The sequence below is a fragment of the Mycobacterium sp. genome, from assembly GCF_050700595.1.
In the GTDB taxonomy this organism is placed as follows: domain Bacteria; phylum Actinomycetota; class Actinomycetes; order Mycobacteriales; family Mycobacteriaceae; genus Mycobacterium.
Genome location: NZ_JBOHHI010000050.1, coordinates 1 through 22,559, shown reverse-complemented (window position 1 = coordinate 22,559; position 22,559 = coordinate 1). Strand labels below are relative to the sequence as shown.

The 22,559-nt window shown below is 66.1% G+C and carries 26 protein-coding genes; 14 read left to right on the top strand and 12 right to left on the bottom strand.

All coding sequences use genetic code 11. From position 1 onward, the window contains the following. The first annotated feature begins 36 nt into the window (after window positions 1-36). On the top strand, window positions 37-753 hold the full coding sequence (locus ACRDTL_RS04635) for a hypothetical protein (protein ID WP_431505543.1): 717 nt from the start codon (window positions 37-39) through the stop codon (window positions 751-753). A gap of 3 nt (window positions 754-756) precedes the next feature. Here ACRDTL_RS04635 and ACRDTL_RS04630 read toward each other — a convergent pair whose 3' ends face one another. Beyond that, window positions 757-1,599 carry a ribonuclease Z gene (locus tag ACRDTL_RS04630; RefSeq protein WP_431505542.1) on the bottom strand — a complete coding sequence of 281 codons (843 nt, stop codon included), beginning with the start codon at window positions 1,597-1,599 and terminating at the stop codon, window positions 757-759. Window positions 1,600-1,828: 229 nt separating this feature from the next. On the opposite strand from ACRDTL_RS04630, the gene ACRDTL_RS04625 reads away from it, so the two are divergent. After that, window positions 1,829-2,257 carry a CBS domain-containing protein gene (locus ACRDTL_RS04625; RefSeq protein WP_431505541.1) on the top strand — a complete coding sequence of 143 codons (429 nt, stop codon included), beginning with the start codon at window positions 1,829-1,831 and terminating at the stop codon, window positions 2,255-2,257. Window positions 2,258-2,285: 28 nt separating this feature from the next. On the opposite strand, the gene ACRDTL_RS04620 is transcribed toward ACRDTL_RS04625, so the two are convergent. Then, window positions 2,286-2,888 (bottom strand): type II toxin-antitoxin system PemK/MazF family toxin, encoded by a 603-nt coding sequence (locus ACRDTL_RS04620; protein WP_431505540.1) that lies wholly within the window; start codon window positions 2,886-2,888, stop codon window positions 2,286-2,288. Between the two features lie 377 nt (window positions 2,889-3,265). Here ACRDTL_RS04620 and lepA point away from each other — a divergent pair, with 377 nt between their 5' ends. After that, the gene (gene lepA / locus ACRDTL_RS04615) at window positions 3,266-5,125 is read left to right on the top strand and encodes a translation elongation factor 4 (protein ID WP_431505553.1); all 1,860 of its coding nucleotides are present in this window, start codon (window positions 3,266-3,268) and stop codon (window positions 5,123-5,125) included. 19 nt (window positions 5,126-5,144) lie between these two features. On the opposite strand, the gene ACRDTL_RS04610 is transcribed toward lepA, so the two are convergent. From ACRDTL_RS04610 to ACRDTL_RS04600, 3 genes are all read right to left on the bottom strand, one after another. Then, entirely contained in the window at window positions 5,145-5,738 is a 594-nt protein-coding gene (locus ACRDTL_RS04610) for a PepSY domain-containing protein (RefSeq protein ID WP_431505539.1), read from the bottom strand. 31 nt (window positions 5,739-5,769) lie between these two features. Beyond that, complete coding sequence (locus tag ACRDTL_RS04605) at window positions 5,770-7,773, bottom strand: glycoside hydrolase family 15 protein (protein WP_431505538.1); 2,004 nt, start codon at window positions 7,771-7,773, stop codon at window positions 5,770-5,772. Window positions 7,774-7,836: 63 nt separating this feature from the next. After that, complete coding sequence (locus ACRDTL_RS04600; RefSeq protein ID WP_431505537.1) at window positions 7,837-9,060, bottom strand: FAD-dependent oxidoreductase; 1,224 nt, start codon at window positions 9,058-9,060, stop codon at window positions 7,837-7,839. Between the two features lie 25 nt (window positions 9,061-9,085). Here ACRDTL_RS04600 and ACRDTL_RS04595 point away from each other — a divergent pair, with 25 nt between their 5' ends. Next, window positions 9,086-9,289: a hypothetical protein gene (locus tag ACRDTL_RS04595; protein ID WP_431505552.1), complete on the top strand. Its 204-nt coding sequence runs from the start codon at window positions 9,086-9,088 to the stop codon at window positions 9,287-9,289. On the opposite strand, the gene ACRDTL_RS04590 is transcribed toward ACRDTL_RS04595, so the two are convergent. Next, window positions 9,282-9,404, bottom strand: coding sequence for a hypothetical protein (locus ACRDTL_RS04590; protein ID WP_431505536.1), 123 nt, complete (start codon window positions 9,402-9,404; stop codon window positions 9,282-9,284). The genes ACRDTL_RS04595 and ACRDTL_RS04590 overlap by 8 nt on opposite strands. Here ACRDTL_RS04590 and ACRDTL_RS04585 point away from each other — a divergent pair. The 5 genes from ACRDTL_RS04585 (at window position 9,403) to ACRDTL_RS04565 (ending at window position 13,282) form a co-directional block, all read left to right on the top strand. Then, the gene (locus ACRDTL_RS04585) at window positions 9,403-9,495 is read left to right on the top strand and encodes an Ms4533A family Cys-rich leader peptide (protein WP_431505535.1); all 93 of its coding nucleotides are present in this window, start codon (window positions 9,403-9,405) and stop codon (window positions 9,493-9,495) included. The two genes, ACRDTL_RS04590 and ACRDTL_RS04585, sit on opposite strands and share 2 nt — an antisense overlap. Window positions 9,496-9,595: 100 nt before the next feature. Beyond that, complete coding sequence (locus ACRDTL_RS04580; protein WP_431505534.1) at window positions 9,596-10,609, top strand: sulfate ABC transporter substrate-binding protein; 1,014 nt, start codon at window positions 9,596-9,598, stop codon at window positions 10,607-10,609. Next, on the top strand, window positions 10,606-11,433 hold the full coding sequence (cysT, locus tag ACRDTL_RS04575; protein WP_431505533.1) for a sulfate ABC transporter permease subunit CysT: 828 nt from the start codon (window positions 10,606-10,608) through the stop codon (window positions 11,431-11,433). Before ACRDTL_RS04580 ends, cysT begins: the two co-directional genes overlap by 4 nt. Continuing rightward, window positions 11,430-12,245 carry a sulfate ABC transporter permease subunit CysW gene (gene cysW / locus ACRDTL_RS04570; protein WP_431505532.1) on the top strand — a complete coding sequence of 272 codons (816 nt, stop codon included), beginning with the start codon at window positions 11,430-11,432 and terminating at the stop codon, window positions 12,243-12,245. The genes cysT and cysW overlap by 4 nt, the downstream gene beginning before the upstream one ends. Next, window positions 12,242-13,282 carry a sulfate/molybdate ABC transporter ATP-binding protein gene (locus tag ACRDTL_RS04565; RefSeq protein WP_431505531.1) on the top strand — a complete coding sequence of 347 codons (1,041 nt, stop codon included), beginning with the start codon at window positions 12,242-12,244 and terminating at the stop codon, window positions 13,280-13,282. Before cysW ends, ACRDTL_RS04565 begins: the two co-directional genes overlap by 4 nt. Before the next feature lie 18 nt (window positions 13,283-13,300). Here the strand turns inward: ACRDTL_RS04565 and ACRDTL_RS04560 are convergent, their stop codons facing one another. The 4 genes from ACRDTL_RS04560 to ACRDTL_RS04545 all read right to left on the bottom strand — a co-directional run bounded on the left by ACRDTL_RS04560 (window position 13,301) and on the right by ACRDTL_RS04545 (window position 16,575). After that, a complete protein-coding gene (locus ACRDTL_RS04560; RefSeq protein WP_431505530.1) occupies window positions 13,301-14,002 on the bottom strand; it encodes a sirohydrochlorin chelatase in 702 nt (233 codons plus the stop codon). Further along, entirely contained in the window at window positions 13,999-14,730 is a 732-nt protein-coding gene (locus tag ACRDTL_RS04555; protein WP_431505529.1) for a phosphoadenylyl-sulfate reductase, read from the bottom strand. Before ACRDTL_RS04555 ends, ACRDTL_RS04560 begins: the two co-directional genes overlap by 4 nt. Further along, window positions 14,727-16,406: a nitrite/sulfite reductase gene (locus ACRDTL_RS04550; protein ID WP_431505528.1), complete on the bottom strand. Its 1,680-nt coding sequence runs from the start codon at window positions 16,404-16,406 to the stop codon at window positions 14,727-14,729. The genes ACRDTL_RS04555 and ACRDTL_RS04550 overlap by 4 nt, the downstream gene beginning before the upstream one ends. 112 nt (window positions 16,407-16,518) lie before the next feature. Beyond that, the gene (locus ACRDTL_RS04545; RefSeq protein WP_370485981.1) at window positions 16,519-16,575 is read right to left on the bottom strand and encodes a hypothetical protein; all 57 of its coding nucleotides are present in this window, start codon (window positions 16,573-16,575) and stop codon (window positions 16,519-16,521) included. 205 nt (window positions 16,576-16,780) lie between these two features. Between ACRDTL_RS04545 and ACRDTL_RS04540 the strand changes: the two genes are divergently transcribed. The 3 genes from ACRDTL_RS04540 to hemW are packed head-to-tail and all read left to right on the top strand — an operon-like array spanning window position 16,781 to window position 18,902. Next, window positions 16,781-17,323, top strand: coding sequence for a hypothetical protein (locus tag ACRDTL_RS04540; RefSeq protein ID WP_431505527.1), 543 nt, complete (start codon window positions 16,781-16,783; stop codon window positions 17,321-17,323). Beyond that, entirely contained in the window at window positions 17,320-17,691 is a 372-nt protein-coding gene (locus tag ACRDTL_RS04535) for a transglycosylase family protein (RefSeq protein ID WP_431505526.1), read from the top strand. The genes ACRDTL_RS04540 and ACRDTL_RS04535 overlap by 4 nt, the downstream gene beginning before the upstream one ends. Before the next feature lie 38 nt (window positions 17,692-17,729). Then, window positions 17,730-18,902: a radical SAM family heme chaperone HemW gene (gene hemW / locus ACRDTL_RS04530; RefSeq protein WP_431505525.1), complete on the top strand. Its 1,173-nt coding sequence runs from the start codon at window positions 17,730-17,732 to the stop codon at window positions 18,900-18,902. Between the two features lie 446 nt (window positions 18,903-19,348). Here the strand turns inward: hemW and ACRDTL_RS04525 are convergent, their stop codons facing one another. Next, a complete protein-coding gene (locus ACRDTL_RS04525; RefSeq protein WP_431505551.1) occupies window positions 19,349-19,735 on the bottom strand; it encodes a DUF1304 domain-containing protein in 387 nt (128 codons plus the stop codon). Between the two features lie 409 nt (window positions 19,736-20,144). Between ACRDTL_RS04525 and ACRDTL_RS04520 the strand changes: the two genes are divergently transcribed. Next, window positions 20,145-21,077, top strand: coding sequence for a catalase family peroxidase (locus tag ACRDTL_RS04520; protein WP_431505524.1), 933 nt, complete (start codon window positions 20,145-20,147; stop codon window positions 21,075-21,077). Window positions 21,078-21,315: 238 nt separating this feature from the next. Here ACRDTL_RS04520 and ACRDTL_RS04515 read toward each other — a convergent pair whose 3' ends face one another. After that, entirely contained in the window at window positions 21,316-21,588 is a 273-nt protein-coding gene (locus ACRDTL_RS04515) for a DUF222 domain-containing protein (protein ID WP_431505523.1), read from the bottom strand. 89 nt (window positions 21,589-21,677) lie between these two features. On the opposite strand from ACRDTL_RS04515, the gene ACRDTL_RS04510 reads away from it, so the two are divergent. After that, window positions 21,678-22,559, top strand: an 882-nt coding sequence (locus ACRDTL_RS04510) for a cytochrome P450 (protein WP_431505522.1), incomplete at its 3' end; no start/stop codon positions are given.

Below are 22,559 nucleotides of genomic sequence, written 5' to 3'. Positions count from 1 at the left end.
TTGCCATCCTTGCGGTTGCGTCATACCGTTCACGCTATGAACGATTCATCAACAGATGTAAGAGCGCAACGACGCCAGCAAGGCGGGCCACCTTTGGCGCTGCTGGCCATCATCTGCCTGGGTCTGCTTTTCGGCGGCCTGGGGGCCGGAGTCGCCCTTGGCGGCGTACCGCCACTGCCCTACGGGCCGGTCGACACGGTCTGGCGGTACATCTCTTCCCAGCCGGCGGCGGTGCAGGTTATCGCCGTGGCGGTGTTCGGGTCCTCGGTGCCGCTGGCCATCTACGCGGCGACCGCCAGTGCCCGGTTGCGCCAGCTGGGCGTGACAGCACCGGGGGCGACGATCGCGCTGGCAGGCGGAATCCTGGCGGCCGGTGCGCTGGCGTCGACGGGCTTGCTGGGCTGGACCCTGTCGCGGCCAGAAGTCGGTGCCGACGTCGCGCTGGTTCGGGCGCTGTACTACCTGGCGTTTCTTGCCGGGGGTCCGGCGCACATCGTTGCCCTTGGCCTGCTCGTTGCCGGTATCGCGGTCCCCGGCCTGATCGTTGGGCTGCTGCCGCGGCCCCTGGCCTGGCTCGGGCTGGCGATCGCCGCCCTGGCCGAGCTGACGACACTGGTGCTGATCTGGCCGGTGCTGGGCGTGATCCTGCCGGTCGCCCGGGTTTCGGCCCTGCTCTGGCTACTCGTTTCCGGCGCGCTGTTACCGCTGCGGCGCAACGATATTCGGCGTCCGCATCGTTCAGCGACGGGTTGACGGTCAGGCGCGTGGCTGGATTTCCACGCGGTGCAGGTCGTCGCCCAGTTCGATGCGGCCGTCGAACTCGGTCGCGGCCAGCGCCCGCCATTGCTCCTCCTGGCCGGGCGCGATGGCGGGCACGTAGTGGGTCAACACCAGGGTGCCCACACCGGCGCGCTTGGCGGTGGCGGCGGCCTGCTGCACCGACGAGTGGTAATCGCAGATGTCCTTGATCCGCTGCTGCGGGAGCTGGGCCACGATGTCCTTGCGAATCACGGTGTGCACCAACGCATCAGAGCCGGCAGCCAGCCGATCAAGGCTCTCGCACGGCACGGTGTCGCCTGCCAGCACGACCGACGCGCCGCCGGATTCAATCCGGAACCCGATCGTCGGCTGCACCGGCCGGTGATCGGTGGGCGCCACCCGGATCGAAACGCCGTCGCGGTTCCAGACCGCGCCCTCGGTGTGTTCGTGCACCTCGACCGGCGGCGGCGCGGTCAAATCGGCGTGGTGTGCGATCCGGTAGTCGATGTCGTGACCGAACGCTTTCAGCGTCGCCTGGACCACTTCGGCGGTGCCGGGCGGCCCGATGATCGGCAGCGGGGCGGGGTCGGGGGTAAACGTGCTGACCCAGCGGGTGATCAGCACGTCACCGAGGTCGGCGATGTGGTCGCTGTGCAGATGGGTCAGCAGCAGTGCCGACAGCGCGTTGGCGCCCAGCCCGACTGCGGCCGCACGCTGCAGCACGCCGCGCCCGCAGTCCGCCAGGAACACCTGCCCGCCGGCTCGTAGCAGTGTCGACGGTCCGGCGCGGTCCGGATCGGGGATGGGGCTTCCGGTGCCCAACAGGGTGATCTCGATCATGCCCCAGGTATGGCACAGATGCCCTCCGTTCACCGTGCAAACCGCCGAGATGCTTGTGTCGGTTGGGCTTTCGGACGAGATCTTTGGTCACCTATCCCGTTTCTTCGGTTGCGCCGAGGTGCCGCAGCCGGTGGCCGCCCGGACGTCGTGCCAATTTTCGCCGCACGGCTTGCCCACCGACCAACTTGGCGTAGCCTGGTGTGAACCACCTCACAACCGGGAGGACTTGATGCGCATCGCAGACGTATTGCGGAACAAGGGCGCCGCGGTGGTGACGATCAATCCGGATGCGAAGGTGACCGAACTGCTCGCCGCTCTCGTCGGGCACAACATCGGCGCGATGGTAGTGGTCGGGCCGGACGGCGTCGTCGGGATCGTCTCCGAGCGTGACATCGTGCGTCAGTTGCACACCCATGGTGCTTCGGTGCTGTCGCGGCCGGTTTCGAAGATCATGACAACCGTGGTTTCGACCTGCAGCAAGACCGACACGGTAGATAGCCTCAGCGTGGTGATGACCGAAAAGCGGGTGCGCCACGTGCCCGTGCTCGACAACGGAAAACTGATCGGCATCGTCAGCATCGGCGACGTGGTGAAGACCCGGATGGATGAGCTGGAAGCCGAGCACGCCCAGTTGCAGTCCTACATCGCTCAGGGCTGACAATCCCCACGCGACGCAGTTCAGGAATTCAGCTCCACGAGTAGTCGGCCCGTAGCCGGGCCGCCACCACGTCGAAGACCTCTCGTTGCAGGATCGCGCCCTCGCGGCGAATCCCCTCCTCGGGTACGTCGAGCACCCGGTCCAGCCGCACCCAACTCTTTCGGCTGTCCTCATCCCAACTGCCGCTGCCGATTGGAACCCAGTCCGGGTCAGCGGCGGGTCGTTCCTGACCGGACATCATCAGGCCGAGCAGGGTGTGCCGGTCACGGCCCACGACCAGCACCGGGCCGTCCTTGCCGCGAGTGGGGTCATTTTCGCAGGTCACCCAGGTCCAGACGATCTCGCCGGGATCGGCCCGACCGCCCAGATCGGGGGCGTACACCAGCTTGCGGGCGCGCTGCGCGGTGGGGACACTAGTGCGGGTGACCGGCCGGCCCGCGGTGACCGCGACCGGCGGTTCTGACCCGCCGCCGGTGAGAACGTCCATGCCGAACCTGAGACCCTGCTGAATGCCGCGTTGCACGGACGGCGAACTCTGCAGCTGGCGGATGAACTTTGGCGCCTCGTTGAACACCAAGTTCTCCGCGAACCGTTGCAACGTCTTCCACTGCGCTTTGCGTGGGGACGCCATGTTCGCAGCATAGGCGAGAGTGTCCGGCTCGATCGTGTCCTCGTGCGGGTGCTGCTCGGCGGTCCGGCGCGGTCCCCGCCTGTCCGCAGAATTTTCTTCGATAATTTTTAATATTCACTCCGGTTAATCTCAGGTTATTCTAAGCTAGTGGTTGTGTCAGAGATGAGTTGAGTTGCTCGATGTCCGCGGGAGGGGGGCGGACATCGGGTAACGATCTCCGGCGGGTTGGATCGCCGGCAATCCGCCGGTTGGGGGGCTCCGGCCCCGGCCTGCACCCGCATGACCGGGGCCGGAGTTGCGATTGTGTCCCGCCGCGGCTGCCTCGATACCCTGGACGTACCCCGCGCGCCGTCGCGGAATGACACGTCGACCAGGAGATTCCCATCAGCAGTTTCGCCGACCAGACCTTCACCGCGCCGGCGCAGATTCGGAACTTCTGCATCATCGCCCACATCGACCACGGCAAATCCACCCTGGCCGACCGGATGCTGCAGCTCACCGGCGTCGTCGACGAACGGTCGATGCGGGCGCAGTACCTGGACCGGATGGACATCGAGCGCGAACGCGGGATCACCATCAAGGCGCAGAACGTGCGCCTGCCGTGGCGGGTCGAAGGCGCCGACGGCGCACAAGATTACGCGCTGCACCTGATCGACACACCCGGACACGTCGACTTCAGCTATGAGGTCTCCCGAGCCCTGGCCGCCTGCGAGGGCGCGGTGCTGCTGGTGGACGCCGCGCAGGGCATCGAAGCCCAGACGCTGGCCAACTTATATCTGGCGCTGGACCGCGACCTGGTGATCATCCCGGTGCTCAACAAGATTGATCTGCCCGCCGCCGACCCGGACCGCTACGCCGCCGAGATCGCTCACATCATCGGTTGCGAACCCGCCGATGTGCTGCGAGTGTCGGGCAAGACCGGCGATGGGGTGGCCCACCTGCTCGACGAGGTGGTGCTTCAGGTCCCGCCGCCGACCGGGGACCCCGATGCGCCGACCCGGGCGATGATCTTCGATTCGGTCTACGACACCTACCGCGGCGTGATCACGTATGTGCGCGTGGTCGACGGGAAGATCGCCCCGCGCGAGAAGATCGCGATGATGTCCACCGGAGCCACCCACGAACTGCTGGAGGTCGGCATCGTCTCGCCCGAGCCCAAGGCCAGCGCCGGTCTCGGGGTCGGCGAAGTGGGCTACCTGATCACCGGCGTCAAGGATGTCCGCCAGTCCAAAGTCGGCGACACCGTGACCACCGCGCGCCACGGCGCCACCGAACCGCTGACCGGGTACCGCGAGCCCAAACCGATGGTGTACTCCGGGCTGTATCCGGTCGACGGCTCGGATTACCCGGATCTGCGCGACGCGCTGGATCGGCTGCAACTCAACGATGCCGCGCTTACCTACGAGCCGGAAACCTCGGTGGCACTGGGCTTCGGGTTCCGCTGCGGGTTTTTGGGGCTGCTGCACATGGAGATCACCCGTGAGCGCCTGGAGCGCGAATCCGACCTGGACCTGATCTCGACCTCGCCCAACGTCGTTTATCGCGTGATCAAAGAGGATGACATCCAGGTTCAGGTGACCAACCCGTCGGACTGGCCGGCCGGAAAGATCCGCACCGTCTACGAGCCCGTCGTCAAAACCACGGTCATTGCGCCCAGCGAATTTATCGGCACGATCATGGAACTGTGCCAATCACGACGCGGCGAGCTGGGGGGCATGGACTATCTGTCACCGGAACGGGTCGAGTTGCGCTACACGATGCCGCTGGGCGAGATCATCTTCGACTTCTTCGACTCGCTGAAATCGCGCACCCACGGTTACGCCAGCCTCGACTACGAGGAGGCCGGCGAGCAGGAAGCCGCACTGGTCAAGGTCGATATCCTGTTGCAGGGTGAGCCCGTCGACGCGTTCAGCGCGATTGTGCACAGCGACGCCGCCGCCGCCTACGGCAACAAGATGACCACCAAACTCAAAGAGCTCATTCCGCGCCAGCAGTTCGAGGTGCCGGTGCAGGCCGCGATCGGCTCGAAAATCATTGCCCGGGAAAACATTCGGGCGATCCGCAAGGACGTCCTGTCCAAGTGTTACGGCGGTGACATCACCCGCAAACGCAAACTGCTGGAAAAGCAGAAAGAAGGCAAGAAGCGGATGAAGACCATCGGCCGGGTCGACGTGCCGCAGGAGGCGTTCGTCGCCGCGCTGTCCACCGACGCGGCGGGGGACAAGGGCAAGAGGTGAGCCGCGCGGGAGCCGTCGGCTACACCTGCTTGTTCGCGACGAGCTCTCCGGACGCCGCATTGATCGTGACTTGGTGTTCGACCAGATTGACGTCCCAGACGTCGGCATCCCAGCTGGTGGTGCCGTTCTTTTGGTCGAGGTTGAGTTTGGTGATGGAGCCGTTGGGCAGCGCGGCCAGCGTCTTGTTCACGGCCGCCTGGTAGTCGAGGTGTGCGGCCTGGACGAGGTTGCGGTGTTCGGCTTTGTCGGCGGCGCTGTCGTTCTTCGGAGTCGGGCCGACCAGCACCGTGAAACCGTCAACACCTATTTTCATTTGCTGCTCGGTACCGTCCGGGGTGACCACCTGGACCTTCCAGGTTCCCGCGTCGTCGGTTTCGCTTTCGATGAAGATCAGTGTGCTGTTCGGCACCGTCGCCACCGCAGTGGCTCCGGTGCGCAGCAGGGTGCGCGGGTCGGGCGGGGCGTCCGGACGCGACCATGACGCGCCCGAGGTGGTGGTGGTCGTCGCCGACGGCGCGCTGGTGTTGCCGCTGTTGCCGCAACCGGCCAGCGCCACGAGCACCGCACCGATCGAGACGGCTCGAATCCAGGATCGCGACGTTACTGCAGCCATGACAGTACGGTAGCGTGCGCCAGCGCAGCGCCTACATCGGCGCGTTAGCGGGCTGGAACACCCCGGTGGAATCGGCCTCCTCCTCGGCGCGAATCACGTGCACCACCGCGTTGATCAGCGCCAGGTGGGTGAACGCCTGCGGGAAGTTGCCCAGATGCCGGCCGGTGCGCGGCTCGATCTCCTCGGCGTAGAGATACAGCGGGCTGGCGAACGACAACAGCCGCTCGCACAAATGCTTGGCGCGGCTCACCTCGCCGATTTCGACCAGCGCGGACACCAGCCAAAACGAGCAGATGGTGAACGTGCCTTCCTGACCGGTCAGCCCGTCGTCGGTCTCCTCGACGCGGTACCGCAGCACGAACCCCTGGTCGGTCAGGTCGTCGGCGATGGCCAGCACGGTCGCCCGCACCCGCGGGTCGTCCGGTGGCAGAAATCGCGTCAGCACCGCCAGGAGCAGTGAGGCGTCCAGGGCGTCGGTGCTGTAGTGCTGAGTGAACACCCCGCCGGAGTTCACCCCGTGCTCGAGCACGTCGGCCTTGATCTCCTCGGCGGTCGCCCGCCACTGCTGGGCGTAGCTCTTCTCACCCTGTCGCTCGGCCAGTTTGGCCCCGCGGTCCATCGCCACCCAGCACATGATCTTCGACGACGTGAAGTGCTGCGGTTCGCCGCGAACCTCCCAGATACCGCGGTCGGGCTCACGCCAGTGCTTCGCCGCCTCTTCCACTTGCTTTTTCAAGACCGGCCACAGTGTCTCCGGGATCTGCTCCCGTGATCTGGCGTGCAGGTAGAAGGAGTCGAGGAGGGCGCCCCAGATGTCGTGCTGGTCCTGGTTGTAGGCGCCGTTGCCGACACGCACCGGGCGCGCGTGGTCATAACCGGACAGATGGTGCAGTTCTTCTTCCTCGAGGCTGCGTTCGCCGCCGACGCCGTACATCACCTGCAGCGGATGGCGTTCACCATCGTTGGCACCGGACACGTCGGCGATGAATGCGAAGAAGTCGTCGGCCTCGCGGTCCAGGCCAAGCGTGTAAAGGCCCCACAACGCGAATGTCGAGTCGCGAATCCAGGCGTAGCGATAGTCCCAATTGCGTTCGCCCTGCGGCGTTTCGGGCAGCGAGGCGGTGCTGGCCGCCAGCAGTGCGCCGGTCGGCGAATATGTCAAGCCCTTCAGGGTCAGCGCGCTGCGTTGCAGATACGCCCGCCACGGATGGTCGGGGAAGTTGCCGATGTTGATCCACTGCCGCCAGCATTCCGTTGTCTGCCACATCTTGTCGGCGGCTTCGGAATAGGTCTGGGGTGTCGGGTGCTTGGACCAACTCAACGCGACAAAGACGTCGTCCCCCTCTTTCAACCGGGTGCGCGCCCGCGCCTCCCGGCCCTCGAGTCCGATGCGCAGGTTGGTGGTCAGTCGCAGCGTCGGATAGGCGTCCGGGTTCTTTTTCGCCCGGGCGATGGCCTCGCTGTATGCGTTGGCCGAGTATTCCCAGGTGGCACCGACGCGGTGGTAGTCGAAAGCCGGCTCGCAGCTCATCATCAACTCGACGGTGCCGCTGACGCAGCGCACCGTGCGCAGCAAAATGTGCTCGGCGTCCCAGTCCATCGGGGTGCGACGATGTGTTCGCGACCGCCGCTCGATGTCGTGCCATGGACCCATCACGAGCGCGTCGCGCACGATCATCCAGCCGGTGTGGGTTTGCCAGGTGGTCTCCATGATCAGGCTGCCCGGCAGGTAGCGGCGGGCCGACGGCACCGCTACGCCGTACGGGCCCAGCCGGAAATGCCCGGCGCTGCGGTCCAGGATCGCGCCGAAGATGCTCGGCGAGTCCGGCCGCGGCACGCACAACCACTCCACCGAACCGGTCGGAGAGATCAGGCAGGTCGTCTCACAGTCGGACAGAAACGCGAAGTCCGCGATCGGTGGGAACGGGTTCCGCAGCGACGCGCCCGACGTGTACGGCACCGGCGACGTGATGGTCAGCGGTGTGGCAGCGACCTCATCGGTGGTCTCGTCGGCCGGTTCGGCGTGCAGGACCATGCCGTCATCATCGACCGCCGACCTGCCCGAAGTCCACTCGCGGCCCGGTGTGTCCGACGCCGTTCATGGTCGCCGGGCGTAGCGCGGCGCGTGCTCGGACATCGGCCCGATCGCCACTATCCAGCCGCCCAGCCGGCGCAACGCCGGCAGGCGGCCCACCAACCGCACCCCACGCGAGGGCGGCCGGTCCACGCCGTCGACGGCGACCGCGACCACATTGGCGTGGATCGCCCGCTGCAACGCTTGCAGGATCGCGGTCGGAAACCAGCGGCGTGCCTGCACCCGCGCGAGTTGACCGGTGGATACCCGCCCGGCTCGCAACGGCCCGGCCAGCATGCGCGCCGCGGCCACGGCGTCGGCCACCGCCAGGTTGATCCCGACGCCGGCCACCGGCGACATCGCGTGCGCCGCATCACCGATGAACAGCAGCCCGGGCCGAAACCAGCGCCGAAGCCGATTCACTTGTACGTCGAGCAGCTTCACCTCATCGAACGACGCCAGCGCGGCGACGCGATCGGCCAGCCAGGGAAATTGGTCCACCAGCCTGCGGTGCAGCGCCTCGATACCCTGGGCCCGCAGTGCGGCATCGGATCCCTTGGGAATGATGTAGGCGATCTGGTAGTAGTCGCCCCGGTCAATCAGCACGGTGGCATATCCGGCGCGAAACACCGCACCGAGGCCGCGCGGGTCGTCGGGCCGGCGCGGCAACCGGAACCACCACACGTCCATCGGTGCGCCGAAGCCGCGGGGGACCAGGCCGGTTGCCGAGCGCAGCGTCGACGAACGGCCGTCGCAGGCCACCGTCAGCGTCGCTCGTAGCTGCTTGGTGGTGCCGGTCTCATCCCGATAGACGACCCCGACAACCCGCCCGCGGTCCCTGATGATGTCGATCACCTCGGTATTGCGCAGCAACCGGAAGCTGGGCTCGGCTTCGGCGACAGTGGCCAGCATCTCCAGGAAATCCCATTGCGGCACCAGTGCGATGTGCTTGTGCGCACCAGGTATCCGGCGCAGATCGAGGTCGATCGGAACACCCTGCACCCGGAGATGAACGATCTCGATGCGGTGATACGGGAGCGCGGCGAACCGATGCTGCAGGCCGAGTTCGTCGAGCAAACGCAGCGTGCTGGCATGCACCGTGTCGCCGCGGAAATCGCGCAGAAAATCCGCGTGCCGTTCCATGACTGTGACGTCGACACCGGCACGGGCCAGCAGCAAACCCAGCATCATGCCGGCCGGGCCGCCCCCGGCGAGGACGCAGGTGGTTTCTTCGGGTACCGGAGGCACTCGCTGAGGTTATAGGGTGAGCCCGGTGGACGGCTTCCTCAATTGGTGGGACAGCGTCGAACTGTGGCTATCGGGGCTTGGGTTCGTCCTGCAGACCATCGTGGTGATGCCGGTCGTGCTGGTGTTGGCTTACGTCAGTGCGCTGGTGCTGGACGCGCTGCTGGGTCATGGTATCCGGGGTATCCGGCTGATGCGCCGCGTCCGTCGCACCGGCGAAGAGGTCAGATGAACGGCATGCCGCGATCGCAGGTGACGTTGGTGCTGGTCGCCCTGGTGGTGCTGGTGATCGTCACCTGGTTGCTGACCCGCTGACGAGCAGCCGTTTCTGTTAGGCTTCGCGGCATGTACCCAGCGTCCGGCAACCGCCAGTGCTACGTTCTGGCGCTCATTGCTGTGGGCGATTGCGCTGTGGCCGACGTGCACTGTTGTCGCTGACTGAAATCCCGCACGCGGAGTCGTCGGCGAATACTGAACTTAAGTCTTTCCGTAGCGGCGGGATTCGTTACCCATAAACCCCCGCACGGAAGGGTCGCCAATGCCGCACCACGTCAACCGATGGCGCGTGGTCGTCCTCACAGTGATCGCCGCGGCATGTCACGGAGGTGCCAGCGACGTCGTCGGCGGCGGGCCGACCAATTCGCGCACGAGCATCACACTGGTCGCGTATTCGGTCCCGGAACCTGGCTGGAGCAAGGTGATTCCGGCGTTCAATGCCTCCGAGGAGGGCAAGGGCGTGCAGGTGATCACCTCCTACGGGTCTTCCGGCGACCAGTCCCGCGGCGTTGTCGACGGTAAACCGGCCGACATCGTGAACTTCTCGGTCGAGCCCGACATCACCCGGCTGGTGAAGGCCGGCAAGGTCTCCAAGGACTGGGACAAAGACGCCACCAAAGGCATCCCGTTTGGGTCGGTGGTGACTTTGTTGGTGCGACAGGGGAATCCGAAGAACATCAAAGATTGGGATGACCTGTTACGGCCCGGCGTAGAGGTCATCACACCCAGTCCGCTGAGTTCGGGCTCGGCCAAATGGAATCTGGTCGCGCCGTATGCGGTGAAGAGCGGCGGCGGCCGAAATCCCCAAGCGGGGGTGGACTTCGTCAACCGGCTGGTGAGCCAACACGTCAGGCTGCGCCCGGGCTCCGGGCGCGAAGCCACCGACGTTTTCCTGCAGGGCAGCGGTGATGTGCTGATCAGCTACGAGAACGAGGCGATCGCCACTGAGCGGCAAGGCAAATCGGTCACGCACATCAACCCACCGCAGACCTTCAAAATAGACAACCCGTTGGCGGTGGTGACCACCACCAGCCACTTGGCGGCCGCCACCGCGTTCAAGAACTTTCAGTACACCGAGCAGGCGCAGACGTTGTGGGCAACGGCCGGTTTTCGGCCCGTCGACCCGGCCGTCGCCGCCGAGGTGCGCGACCAGTTCCCGGTGCCGGTCAAGCTGTGGACGATCACCGACCTGGGCGGCTGGGACGTCGTGGATCCGCAACTGTTCGACAAGAACACCGGCAGCATCACCCAGATTTACATGCGGGCCACCGGATGACGACGGCGACTACACCCGATCTGGCCGAGGCGCGCCGCGGCGGGGTGTCACTGCGGGTCGGAGTGGTGACAGTGTGGCTGTCGGTGATCGTGCTGCTGCCGCTGGCCGCGATCGGGTGGCAAGCGGCCGACGGCGGCCGGCGTGCATTTTGGCTGGCGGTCACCTCCAACGCCGCGGTGCAGTCATTCCGGGTGACGCTGACGATCTCAGCCGCGGTCACCGCCGCGAATATGGTGTTCGGCCTGCTGATCGGGTGGGTGTTGGTGCGCGACGACTTCGGCGGCAAGCGACTGGTCGATACGATCATCGATCTACCGTTCGCGCTGCCCACCATCGTCGCCAGTCTGGTGATGCTGGCGCTTTACGGGCCCAATAGCCCGGTCGGGCTGCATCTGCAGCACACTGAGTGGGGAGTGGCGCTGGCACTGGCCTTCGTCACGCTGCCGTTCGTGGTGCGCACTGTGCAACCGGTGCTGCTCGAAATCGACCGCGAGGCCGAGGAAGCTGCGGCGTCGCTGGGCGCCAACAACGTGACGATTTTCATCTCGGTGGTATTGCCGTCACTCACGCCGGCGTTGCTCTCCGGTGCGGGGCTGGCGTTTTCGCGGGCCATCGGTGAGTTCGGCTCGGTGGTGTTGATCGGTGGGGCGGTTCCCGGTAAGACCGAGGTGTCCTCGCAGTGGATTCGCACCTTGATCGAAAATGACGACCGCGCCGGAGCTGCGGCGATATCCATTGTGCTACTGGCTATTTCCTTCACGGCATTGTTGATCTTGCGTATTGTGGGGGCACGTGCGGCTAAACGCCAGGAGCTGGCGGCATGACGACCTCCCCGCGGGTTCGTTACCTTCTCCGCTGTGTTGCGCTCGGTTACATCGCTGCGCTGCTGGCGGCGCCGGTTGCACTGATTTTGTGGCGCGCGTTTTCGCCCGGTTTGGGCCAGTTCTTCGCCTACGTAAGCACTCCTGCTGCGGTGTCCGCACTGCAATTGTCTCTGCTGGTAGTGGCGATTGTGGTCCCATTGAACGTGATCTTCGGTATCCCGACGGCGCTAATGCTGGCGCGCAACCGATTCCGCGGCAAAGGCCTGCTACAGGCGATCATTGATCTGCCATTCGCCGTCTCGCCCATTATCGTGGGAGTGGCGCTGATCGTGCTGTGGGGCTCAGCCGGAGCATTGGGCTTCATTGAGAAGGATTTCGGGCTCAAGATCATTTTCGGGCTGCCGGGCATCGTGCTTGCCAGCGTCTTTGTCACGTTGCCGTTCGTGGTCCGAGAAGTCGAACCTGTGCTGCACGAGTTGGGCACTGATCAGGAGGAAGCCGCCGCAACACTGGGTTCATCGTGGTGGCAGACGTTTTGGCGGATCACGCTGCCGTCGATCCGGTGGGGCCTGACCTACGGCATCGTGCTGACCATCGCCCGTACCCTGGGCGAATACGGTGCGGTGCTCATGGTGTCGTCGAACCTCCCCGGAAAATCGCAAACCTTGACTCTTCTGGTGTCCGACCGCTACAACCGAGGCGCCGAGTACGGCGCCTATGCGCTGTCGACGTTGTTGATGGCGGTATCGGTGGTGGTGCTGATCGTTCAACTGGCACTTGATACCCGGCGCGTCGGCAGGGAGGCGGCATGACAGGTTCGGACGCGATCATCGTGGCGGGCGTGAACAAACGCTACGGCGACTTCATCGCCTTGGACAATGTCGACTTCACCGTGCCCGCCGGTTCGCTGACAGCGTTGTTGGGCCCCAGTGGCTCAGGCAAGTCGACGTTGCTCCGCGCGATCGCCGGTCTGGATGTCCCCGACACCGGAACCGTGACTATCAACGGTCGTGACGTCACCCGGGTGCCGCCGCAGCGGCGCGGCATCGGGTTCGTCTTTCAGCACTACGCCGCGTTCAAGCATTTGACCGTGCGTGACAACGTCGCGTTCGGGTTGAAGATCCGCCGACGGCCCAAGGCCGAGATCGCCACTAAGGTCGACAACTTGCTGGAAGTGGTGGGGTTGAGCGGATTCCAGCGCCGTTATCCCAACCAGCTGTCCGGCGGCCAGCGTCAGCGCATGGCGCTGGCCCGTGCGCTGGCGGTCGACCCGCAGGTGTTGTTGCTCGACGAGCCCTTCGGGGCGCTTGACGCCAAGGTGCGTGAGGAACTGCGGGCCTGGCTGCGCAGGCTGCACGACGAGGTACACGTCACCACCGTCCTGGTCACCCACGACCAGGCCGAAGCGCTCGATGTGGCCGACCGGATCGCCGTGCTCAACAAGGGCCGCATCGAACAGGTCGGTTCGCCGACCGAGGTCTACGACACCCCGGCCAGCGCGTTCGTGATGTCATTTCTCGGCTCGGTGTCCTCGCTGAACGGCACACTGGTTCGCCCGCACGATATCCGGGTCGGCCGCAGCCCCGATATGGCAATCTCCGCCAGCGACGGCGCCGCCGGGTCCACCGGTGTCATCCGTGCCACCGTCGACCGGGTAGTCGTACTTGGCTTCGAGGTCCGGGTGGAACTGACCAGCGCAGCCACCCGTGGTGCGTTCATCGCCCAGATCACCCGCGGCGACGCCGAGGCGTTGGAGTTACGCGAGGGTGACACCGTCTATGCGCGGGCCACCCGAGTGCCGCTGATCGCCGACGAGGACACCGCACCTAGGGCCGATGCTCTGAGGTAACTCGGTTTCGGTGAAGGGTCAGGCCGCGATTTGTTCGGTCACCGCCTGATCGAAGCGGTCCAGCACGGTGTCGGCCACCAGCTGATGGGCTCCCAGCGGCGCAGCCATCGTCGCGCCGGCATCACACGCGAAGTGTCGCACACGGTCGGTCACCCGTCCCGGCGCCAGGAACCACGGCGCGACCACAAGCCGGCGGGCGCCGCGGCGGCGCAGGTCGCCAGCGGCGTCCGTCAGCGACGGGCCGGAGCCGGTCGCGAACGCCGTCGTCGCGCCCGCCCAGCAGGTATCGGCGGCCAACTTCGTCGCCACCCGCGCGGTGCGCGCGTTCGCGGCGGCATGAGTCGAGCCGATCGCGACCACCACGACACCGAGGTCCGTGTTGTGCTCGGAAAGCCCTATGTCGTATAGCATTTCGCGTAGCACGGAGATCAACCTATCGTCTTCGCCGAGCACGTCGGCTTGCCGAACATCGGCGATACCCGCGTTCGCGATCTGGCGGGGCATGTCGATGCGGGCGTGGTAGGCGTCGGCCAGCAGCAGGGGAGTGACGACCGCACCCGGCGTGAGTACGTCGCTCAGGCGAGGGCAGTTCAGCTCGCAGAACGCCACCCGCACATCCAGGCCCGGCCGCCTGCGCCGCACCAGACCGGCGACGGCCCGGGCGTTGGCCGCCGACCGCGGATCTCTGCTGCCATGAGCAGTGAGGACGAGTGCGGTCATGAGGCGTGCAGCCCGCATTCGGTTTTGGACAGTCCCTGCCAGCGCCCGCTGCGCGGGTCGGCGCCCTCAGCCGGTTTGGCCGTGCACGGCGCGCAACCGATCGACGGATACCCTTCGTAGACAAGCGGATTGACCAGCACATCGTTCTCGGCAATGTAGTCGTCGATGTCCTGATCCGACCACGCCGCCAGCGGGTTGATCTTCACCAGCTTGAATGCCTCGTCGAAGCTGATCAGCGGCGCGTTGGCGCGAGTGGGCGCCTCGGCCCGGCGCAGCCCGGTCACCCAGGCCGCATACCCGCGCAGCGCCTTGGACAGCGGCTCCACCTTGCGCAGCCGGCAGCATTCGTTGGGTTCCCGCGAAAACAAGTCCTTGCCCAGCAATTCGTCTTGCTGGGCCACCGTGTGCTCGGGGGTGATGTTGAGCACCCGCACGTCGTAGACCGCTTCGATCGCGTCGCGGGTGCCGATGGTTTCCGCGAAGTGATAGCCGGTGTCCAGGAAGAGCACCGGCACGCCCGGGCGCACCTTGGCCGCCAGATCGACCAGCACCGCATCGGTCATGTTGGAGGCCACCACGTAGTTACACGTCGCCGCGCCGCGCGGCCCGTTGACCCCACCGAAGTTCTCATCGGTCCAGCGCAGCAAGTCGCTGGCGCCGGCACCGTCCAGCTCCGCCGCGCCGCGCACGGCCAGCTCCCGCAGCTGTAGTTCCGTCAAGCCGCTCATCGCAGGTCCGCCTCGTCGGCACGGGCCGCCCAGGTGGCGAACCGCTCGCCCTCATCGCGCTGTTTGACGAAGTTGCGCACCACCCGGTCGATGTAGTCGCTGAGTTCGTCGCTGGTGACCTTGTGCTGGCGCAGCTTTCGGCCGAATCCGCTGTCGGCACCGAGGCTGCCGCCCAGATGTACCTGAAAGCCCTCGACCGACCCGCCGTGGCCGTCGTCGACCATCTGGCCCTTGAATCCGATGTCGGAGACCTGGATGCGGGCACATGAGTTCGGGCAGCCGTTGATGCCGATGCTGATCGGCACGTCGAGCTGGGCGTTGATGTCTTCCAACCGGCGCTCCAGGTCGGGCACCAGCGCCTGGGCACGTCCTCGGGTGTCGGCGAACGACAGCTTGCAGAACTCGATGCCGGTGCATGCCATCAGGTTCTTGCGCCAGTGCGACGGCCGTGATGGCAGCCCGAGAGCATCGAGCTCCGCGACCATCTCGTCGAGCCGCTCGTCGGGCACGTCGAGGATGATCAACTTCTGGTAGGGGGTGAACCGCGCCCGGTTCGACCCCACCCGCTCCATCAGGTCGGCGACCGCCGTCAGGGTGGTGCCCGACACCCGCCCGGCGACCGGCGCGACGCCAACGGCGTTGCGCCCGTTCTTGAGCCGTTGCACGCCGACGTGGTCGATCGGGTGCTTGACGGGTTCGGGGGCCGGGCCGTCGATCAACGGCCGCTTGAGGTATTCGGTCTCGAGAACTTCGCGGAATTTTTCTACGCCCCAGTCCTTGATCAAGAACTTCATTCGGGCCTTGGACCGCAGCCGCCGATAGCCGTAGTCGCGGAACACGGAGGTGACGGCCTCCCACGCGTCGGGGACCTCGTCCAGCGGCATCCAGGCGCCGAGGCGTTGCGCCAGCATCGGGTTGACCGACAGGCCGCCGCCTACCCACAGGTCCAGGCCGGGTCCGTGCTCGGGGTGGTTGACGCCGATGAACGAGATGTCGTTGATCTCATGCGCGACGTCCTGCAGACCCGACACCGCGGTCTTGTACTTGCGGGGCAGGTTCGCGTACTCCGGCTTGCCGATGTAGCGGCGCACGATCTCGTCGAGGGCGGACGAGGCGTCGAGCACCTCGTCGAGCGATTCGCCGGCCACCGGGGAGCCCAGCATGCCGCGGGGGCAGTCGCCGCAGGCCTCGGTGGTCTGCAGTCCGACTTCGGCTAGCCGCCGCCAGATCTCCGGCACGTTCTCGATCTCGACCCAGTGGTACTGCAGGTTCTCGCGGTCGGTGATGTCGGCGGTATCTCTGGCAAATTCGGTCGAAATCGTCCCTAACGTGCGCATCGTGGTTGCCGAATGCGCCTTCCCGTCGGAGCGGACCCGCATCATCAAATACCGCGCCTCGAGCAAGTCGGCGTTCTCGTCGCCGGTCCAGGTGCCGTCGTAGCCCTGTTCACGCTGCGTGTACAGGCCGTACCAACGGAAACGGCCGCGCAGGTCGGTCTTGTCGATGCTGCCGAAACCCTGCTTGGCGTAGATGTTTTCGATGCGGGCCCGCACGCCGAGCGGTTCACCGTCGTACTTGAACTGTTCAGTGGCATTGAGCGGCTCACGCTCACCCAGCGCCCACTGGCCTTCGCTGCGGCCCTTAGCGCGAGGCGGGTCGGGACGGATGGTCGTCACTGTGCGGTCTCCTTCGCGGAGGAGTCGGCTTGGGCCGCGCCAATCCCGGTGGCTGTTCCGGCGGCGCAGATCCGGGAGCCAGCTGGAAGTACAGGTGGGCGGGTCTACGACATCAAGGCAGACAGCGACAGCTGCAAACACGCTTGAGATCGATGTGCCGACGAGCCACCAGGACGATGCGGAACTGGCTGCGGTGGGCGGCGGTCACCCGGCCATTGTGCCATGGATGCCGAAACCCGTCTCTACCGGGGCGAAGTTTTTATCACGATGAGCAAAAAGCCCGAAGACCGGTGTGTCGGTCGCCGAGATACAGGCTTTGGTGCGCCAAACTACCTGCGTGCGCGCTATCGGGCGCGGGCAGGTAGGCGACTGGCATGAGTGACGCGGAAGCTCCGCAAACCGGGGCTCGTGACGAAGAACACAGTGACCCCCCGGCGCGTCGACGCGCGCACATCCGCTGGCTCATCGCCGCGGTGCTCGCGGCCGTGCTTACCGGGGTGGGCGGTTATGCGGGCTGGCTGCAATTCGAGCGACACCAGACAGAGGTCGCTGCCCAGCAGGCACTTGCTGCCGCAGTGAAATACACCGTCGCGCTGACAAATTTCGACAGCCAGGCGATGGACCGCAACATCGCTACGCTGCGCGATGGCGCGACCGGCGAGTTCAAGCGACGCTACGACAAATCCAATGGAGTGCTGCGCATGGTGTTGCTCGACCACCGGGCAACGACGCAAGGTCGCGTCGTCGAATCGGTGGTCAAGTCCGCCAGCACCAACAAGGTCGAGGTTCTGCTGTTTGTCGAGCAATTGGTGAGCAACATCGATGCTCCCGACCCGCAGACCGACTACAGCCTCATCAACATGACCATGGAGAAAGTCAACGGCCGGTGGCTGGCCAGCAAGGTGCAACTCCGATGAAACGTATGGCCGGACTGGCGGCGATCGTGATTGCGGCAGCGTCGATTGTTCCCGTCAGCAACCTCGCATCCGCGGAACCCGTCAACTGGGAGGCCCTTGCCCAATGCGAATCCGGTGGTAACTGGTCGGCCGACACCGGCAACGGTTTTTACGGCGGTCTGCAGTTCAGCCAGGCGACCTGGGAGGCCAACGGCGGCGTTGGTTCACCGCAAAACGCCTCACCTGCCGAGCAGGTCCAGGTGGCGCAGCGGGTTATGGCGACCCAGGGGCCTAAAGCGTGGCCGGGATGCGCGTCTCCCAGTCGTACGGCGGCAGCGCCGGTGGGTTCGCTGAATCACTTGTTGACCTACATGTTCAGCCTCGGCTAGCACAGCTGCCCGCGGCTCGCGCCGTGCGATCATGTGACATGACCGCCTGTCCTGCGCCGACCGTGTTGCCCGACGTGCAGCCGACTCCCGGCGCACCGTTCGGCGTGTACGTGCACGTGCCGTTCTGCCTGACCCGCTGCGGGTATTGCGACTTCAACACCTACACGCCGGCCGAGTTGGGCGGGGTCAACCCGGACGCCTGGCTGCAGGTGTTGGCCTCGGAACTGGAATTGGCGGCCGCGCGGCTGAGCGGCCCGACGGCCGACACCGTGTTCGTCGGGGGCGGGACGCCGTCGCTGCTGGGCAGCGAGCGGTTGTGCGCGGTGCTCGACATGGTGCGACAGCAGTTCGGACTGGCGCCGGATGCGGAGGTGACCACCGAGGCCAACCCGGAGTCGACGTCGCCCGAGCTATTCGCCGCGTTGCGCGCGGCCGGCTACACCCGGGTATCGCTGGGCATGCAGTCGGTGGCGCCGCGGGTGTTGGCCACCCTGGACCGGGTGCACTCGCCGGGCCGGGCGGCGGCCGCGGCCGGGGAGGCGCTGGCCGCAGGCTTCGAGCACGTCAGCGTCGACCTGATCTACGGCACCCCGGGCGAATCCGACGACGACCTGATCCGTTCGGTGGATGCGGCTCTCGACGCCGATGTCGATCACGTGTCGGCCTACGCGCTGATCGTCGAGGAGGGCACCGCCCTGGCGCGGCGCATCCGGCGCGGCGAGCTCGCCCCGCCCGACGACGACGTGCTGGCACATCGTTACGAGTTGGTCGACGCACGGCTGTCCGAGGCCGGCTTGGACTGGTACGAGGTGTCCAACTGGAGCCGCCCCGGCGGGCAGTGCCGGCACAACCTCGGTTACTGGGAGGGCGGCCAGTGGTGGGGTGCCGGGCCAGGAGCGCACAGTTTCATCGGCGCGACGCGCTGGTGGAATGTCAAGCACCCCAACGCGTATGCGCAGCGCTTGGCCGATGCGGCACTGCCGGTGGCCGGTTTCGAGCAACTCGATACCCGCGCCCGGCACACCGAGGATGTGATGCTGAGCATCCGCCTGCGTCGGGGTCTGGCGGTCGACCTGCTCGACGCCGCCGAGCGCGAACGCGCTGCGGCCGCGGTGAGCGACGGGCTGCTGGACCGCGACGGCGAGCGCCTAGTCCTCACCGACCGCGGACGGCTGCTGGCCGACGCGGTGGTGCGCACGCTGCTGGGGTAAGCGCTAAAACGGCGGGGGCTGGTTGCGTTCGGCGACGTGGGCGGCGTTGAGGGCGCGTTCGGCGTCGATCCGGCGTGCACGGTCGTGCTCGCGGGTGAGCCGGCGCGTGGGCATCATGGCGCCGCGGTTGTCGAGTGGCTGTGTTTGCCTTGGGGCAGAAGGTAAGCGCCCGCCACACGCGTCCACGCCTACGTTTCGGCGCCGCGCACTGGGATCACGGCGCCGTGGCGGAGCGAACCATGCCGCGAACGGCGGGTGATCCGGCACCAGCCGCTGCCACCGTCTGACGCCGAACCCATACCGCCGCGGTAGCTATCAGCCACTGCTGGCCGCGCTGCCGGTGCTGTTCGCGAGTTTGCGGCTCAAGCGGTTGCGGCCCGGTGGCACCCGCTGGCCGCCTCACAGCTGAGCCGCGGCCGGATCTGGCGCCTGACCACCCGGCCTCGCTAGAGGGCCAGACCCAGCGCGAGCAGCGCAATCGCGAGAATGGGCAACGTGCCCTGCGTGAGCGCGACCCGGGCCTTGTCTCGCGACGACAGCAGCAGCACCACCGCTGCCAGCGCCATAGAGCCGGTGCCGGCGAACACCAGCGCCGACCCGACCGCTGCTGCACCGACCGCGACGCCCACAATTCCTGCGGTTGTGACCGCGGCCAGGAAGAGGTTGTAAAAACCCTGATTGAAGGCCAGCAACTTCGTTGTCACCGCTTCCTCTTCGCTGGTACCGAAGATGGCACGTGTCCGCGGTGCGGTCCACAGCAGCGACTCGAGCACGAAGATGTACACGTGCAACGCAGCGGCAAGCGCGGCGACGATTAAACCCAAGGTGGTCAATGTTTCCACCGGTTCTCCCTTAGGCGTCGAGTCGACTGGCAATGGCGGCGGCGGTGGGCAGCGAGCCGGTCGTGCTCGCCCCAGATGCCCACGTAGTCGACGCGCGTCGAGACGAAATGGTAGCGCATTCGTTTAGCAGGCGTCGCCGATCGACAAGCACACGCTGAGCGGTCGCCTGCGCCAAGGCTTCCGCGAAGCGCGCAGCTGGGACCCCAAACGATGGAACTCCAGTGCGCCGTTGCACGAGACGTGCTCCAACGTTGGTTGCTGATGGTCAGGTTGCGGCAGAGCGGGTCGAGTTCGAGCTCCGGGTCGGAGATCCGCTGGTGTGTGTCGTCGGCACACAACCCAAAGCCGGGTTGGTGACATCGTCGGGGACGGCGGCATCCCTCCCCTAAAATGCCACACCATGGTCACTTCCGACGAGGCAATCGACGCGATCCGCGGCGCTGGCGGGGCGCGGCCCGGCCAGCGGGCGTTGCACACCAAGGGCAAGCTATACCGCGGCACATTCATAGCAAGCCCGGAGGCCGCCCAACTCTCGCGCGCCGCCCACCTCAATGGCTCGACCGTCCCTGCGCTAATTCGGTTCTCGAGCGGATCGGGCAATCCGGCGCAGCGGGACGGTAGTCCGGGAGTGCGCGGAATGGCGGTGAAGTTAACGCTGCCGGACGGGTCGACCACTGACCTGTCGACACAGACTGCAAAACTGTTCCCGTCGAGTACGCCCGATGGCTTCGTCGCTCTGCTGCGCGCGATGCGTCCCGGTATCGCCGTGCCGGTTCGACTTGCCAAATACGCCGTGACGCATCCGCGCCTGCTGGCGGCGTTGCCCGTTCTGCGCGCCGCGAACAGAGTGCCGGCGAGCTACGCCACCGTCGAGTACCACGGGTTGCACGCCTTCCGCTGGGTGGGCGCTGACGGCAGCGCGCGATTCGTTCGCTACCACCTGATTCCGGCCGCGGGCGAACACTTCCTGTCACGGCCTATCGGGCCGAGGAAGAGCGCGGACTTTTTGTTCGACGAGCTCAACGAGCGCCTCGCGTCGGCCCCGGTGCGGTTCTACTACCAGGTTCAGATCGCGGCGGACGGCGATTCGACCGTCGATCCGTCCAAGCCGTGGCGCAGCACTCAGGCAGTCACCGTCGGCACCCTCGACATCACCGGCATCGACACGGGACGCGAGCATGGTGGCGACATCGTGGTGTTCGACCCCATGCGCGTCACCGACGGCATCGAGCCCTCCGACGACCCAGTACTGCGGTTCCGCACGCACGCCTACTCGGCATCGGTGAAACTGCGCACCGGTGTGGATCGCGGTCCGGAGGCGCCCCCTTGCTGACCGGTGCAGGATATCTTCCGCTCGACCGGTTGCTCCGAGATCTGTGTTGTCACCGACTCGGTCTATGGCGATTGGCTATGACCGATCAATAGCATTGCACCACTGGCGATTTCGTCATTGCTACGAATTGGGTGATGGGCTGGGCTATCGACGAGTGCCTCACACCGATATGGTCCAGGCCGCGCTCGAGATGGTTGTGGCGACGCGGTGACCTGGCCGCCAGGTGGTTGCAATGTTCTCAGGCCAGCCTATAGGCCAATTGCTGCGCGACCCGGGGCAACCGGTCGCGCAAGGCCACCACCAGATGCATCTGCCCTGAGGCCATGCCGTGACTGATACCGTGCGCGGCAGCCACCTGAGCAGCCATCGCATCCCAGTTATCGCATGACCACCGCCCACACTCCGGGGAGCCGCCTTGCACCCGACGGGCCACCAGTTCGCCGATGGTCGCCAGCCGGCGCGCCGACGCCGCCGCCTCCACCTGCGCCCACCCGGTGATCGCCGTCACCACCAGCGAATTTCATTTGGGCCAGTCCGGCCTCCTGTGCGACAGTCCCCACGACCATTGCTCTGCGCTCACCTTGGTGCCAGGCTGACAACATGGCCGCAGAACGTAACGCCCAAGGCTACGTAGACCAGGCGATGGCCGGTCTGGCGGAGCCCCAACCCATGTACAAAGCACTACGCGAGTCGGCACCGGTCTTTCGGTCGCCGCAGGCGGTGGTCCTCACCCGCCTTTCCGACATCGAGATGGCACTCAAGCACACCGAGCTGTTCTCGTCGAACATGGATGCGGTCGATCTGGGCAACCTGCGGCCGCTGATCCCGCTGCAAATCGACCCGCCCGAACACGCGAAGTACCGCCGCATTCTCGACCCGCTGTTCACCCCGCGTGAGATGGCCCGGCGAGAGCCGGAGGTCACCAAGCTGGTCAACGAGATGATCGACGCCTTCGCCGATCGGGGCGAATGCGACTTCCACGCCGAGTTCGCGGTGCCCCTGCCGTGCACGGTGTTCCTGCAGCTACTCGGCCTACCGCTGGAGGATCTCGACAAATTCCTGGTCTGGAAGGACCAGGTGATCCGCCCGGAGGGCGTGCAGGGCTTCGACAAGCACGGCGAAGCGGCGGCACCGGCGGCGCGACAGATCTACGACTACTTCGAACGCGCCATCGACGACCACATCACCAACCCGCGCGACGACGTGCTGTCGGAATTGATCGCGGCCGAGGTGGAGGGACAGCCGCTGTCGCGCGAGGAGTTGCTCGACATCTGCTTCCTGTTCCTCATCGCGGGGCTGGACACCGTCACCGACTCGCTGGACTGCTTCTTCGTGTACTTGGCGCGCCATCCCGAGCACCGTCACCAATTGATCGAGCAACCCGACGTCCTGCCGAGTGCGATCGAAGAGCTGTTGCGCTGGGAGACACCGGTTCCCGGAGTCGCTCGCGTCGCCATGCAAGACGTCGAGGTCGGCGGATGC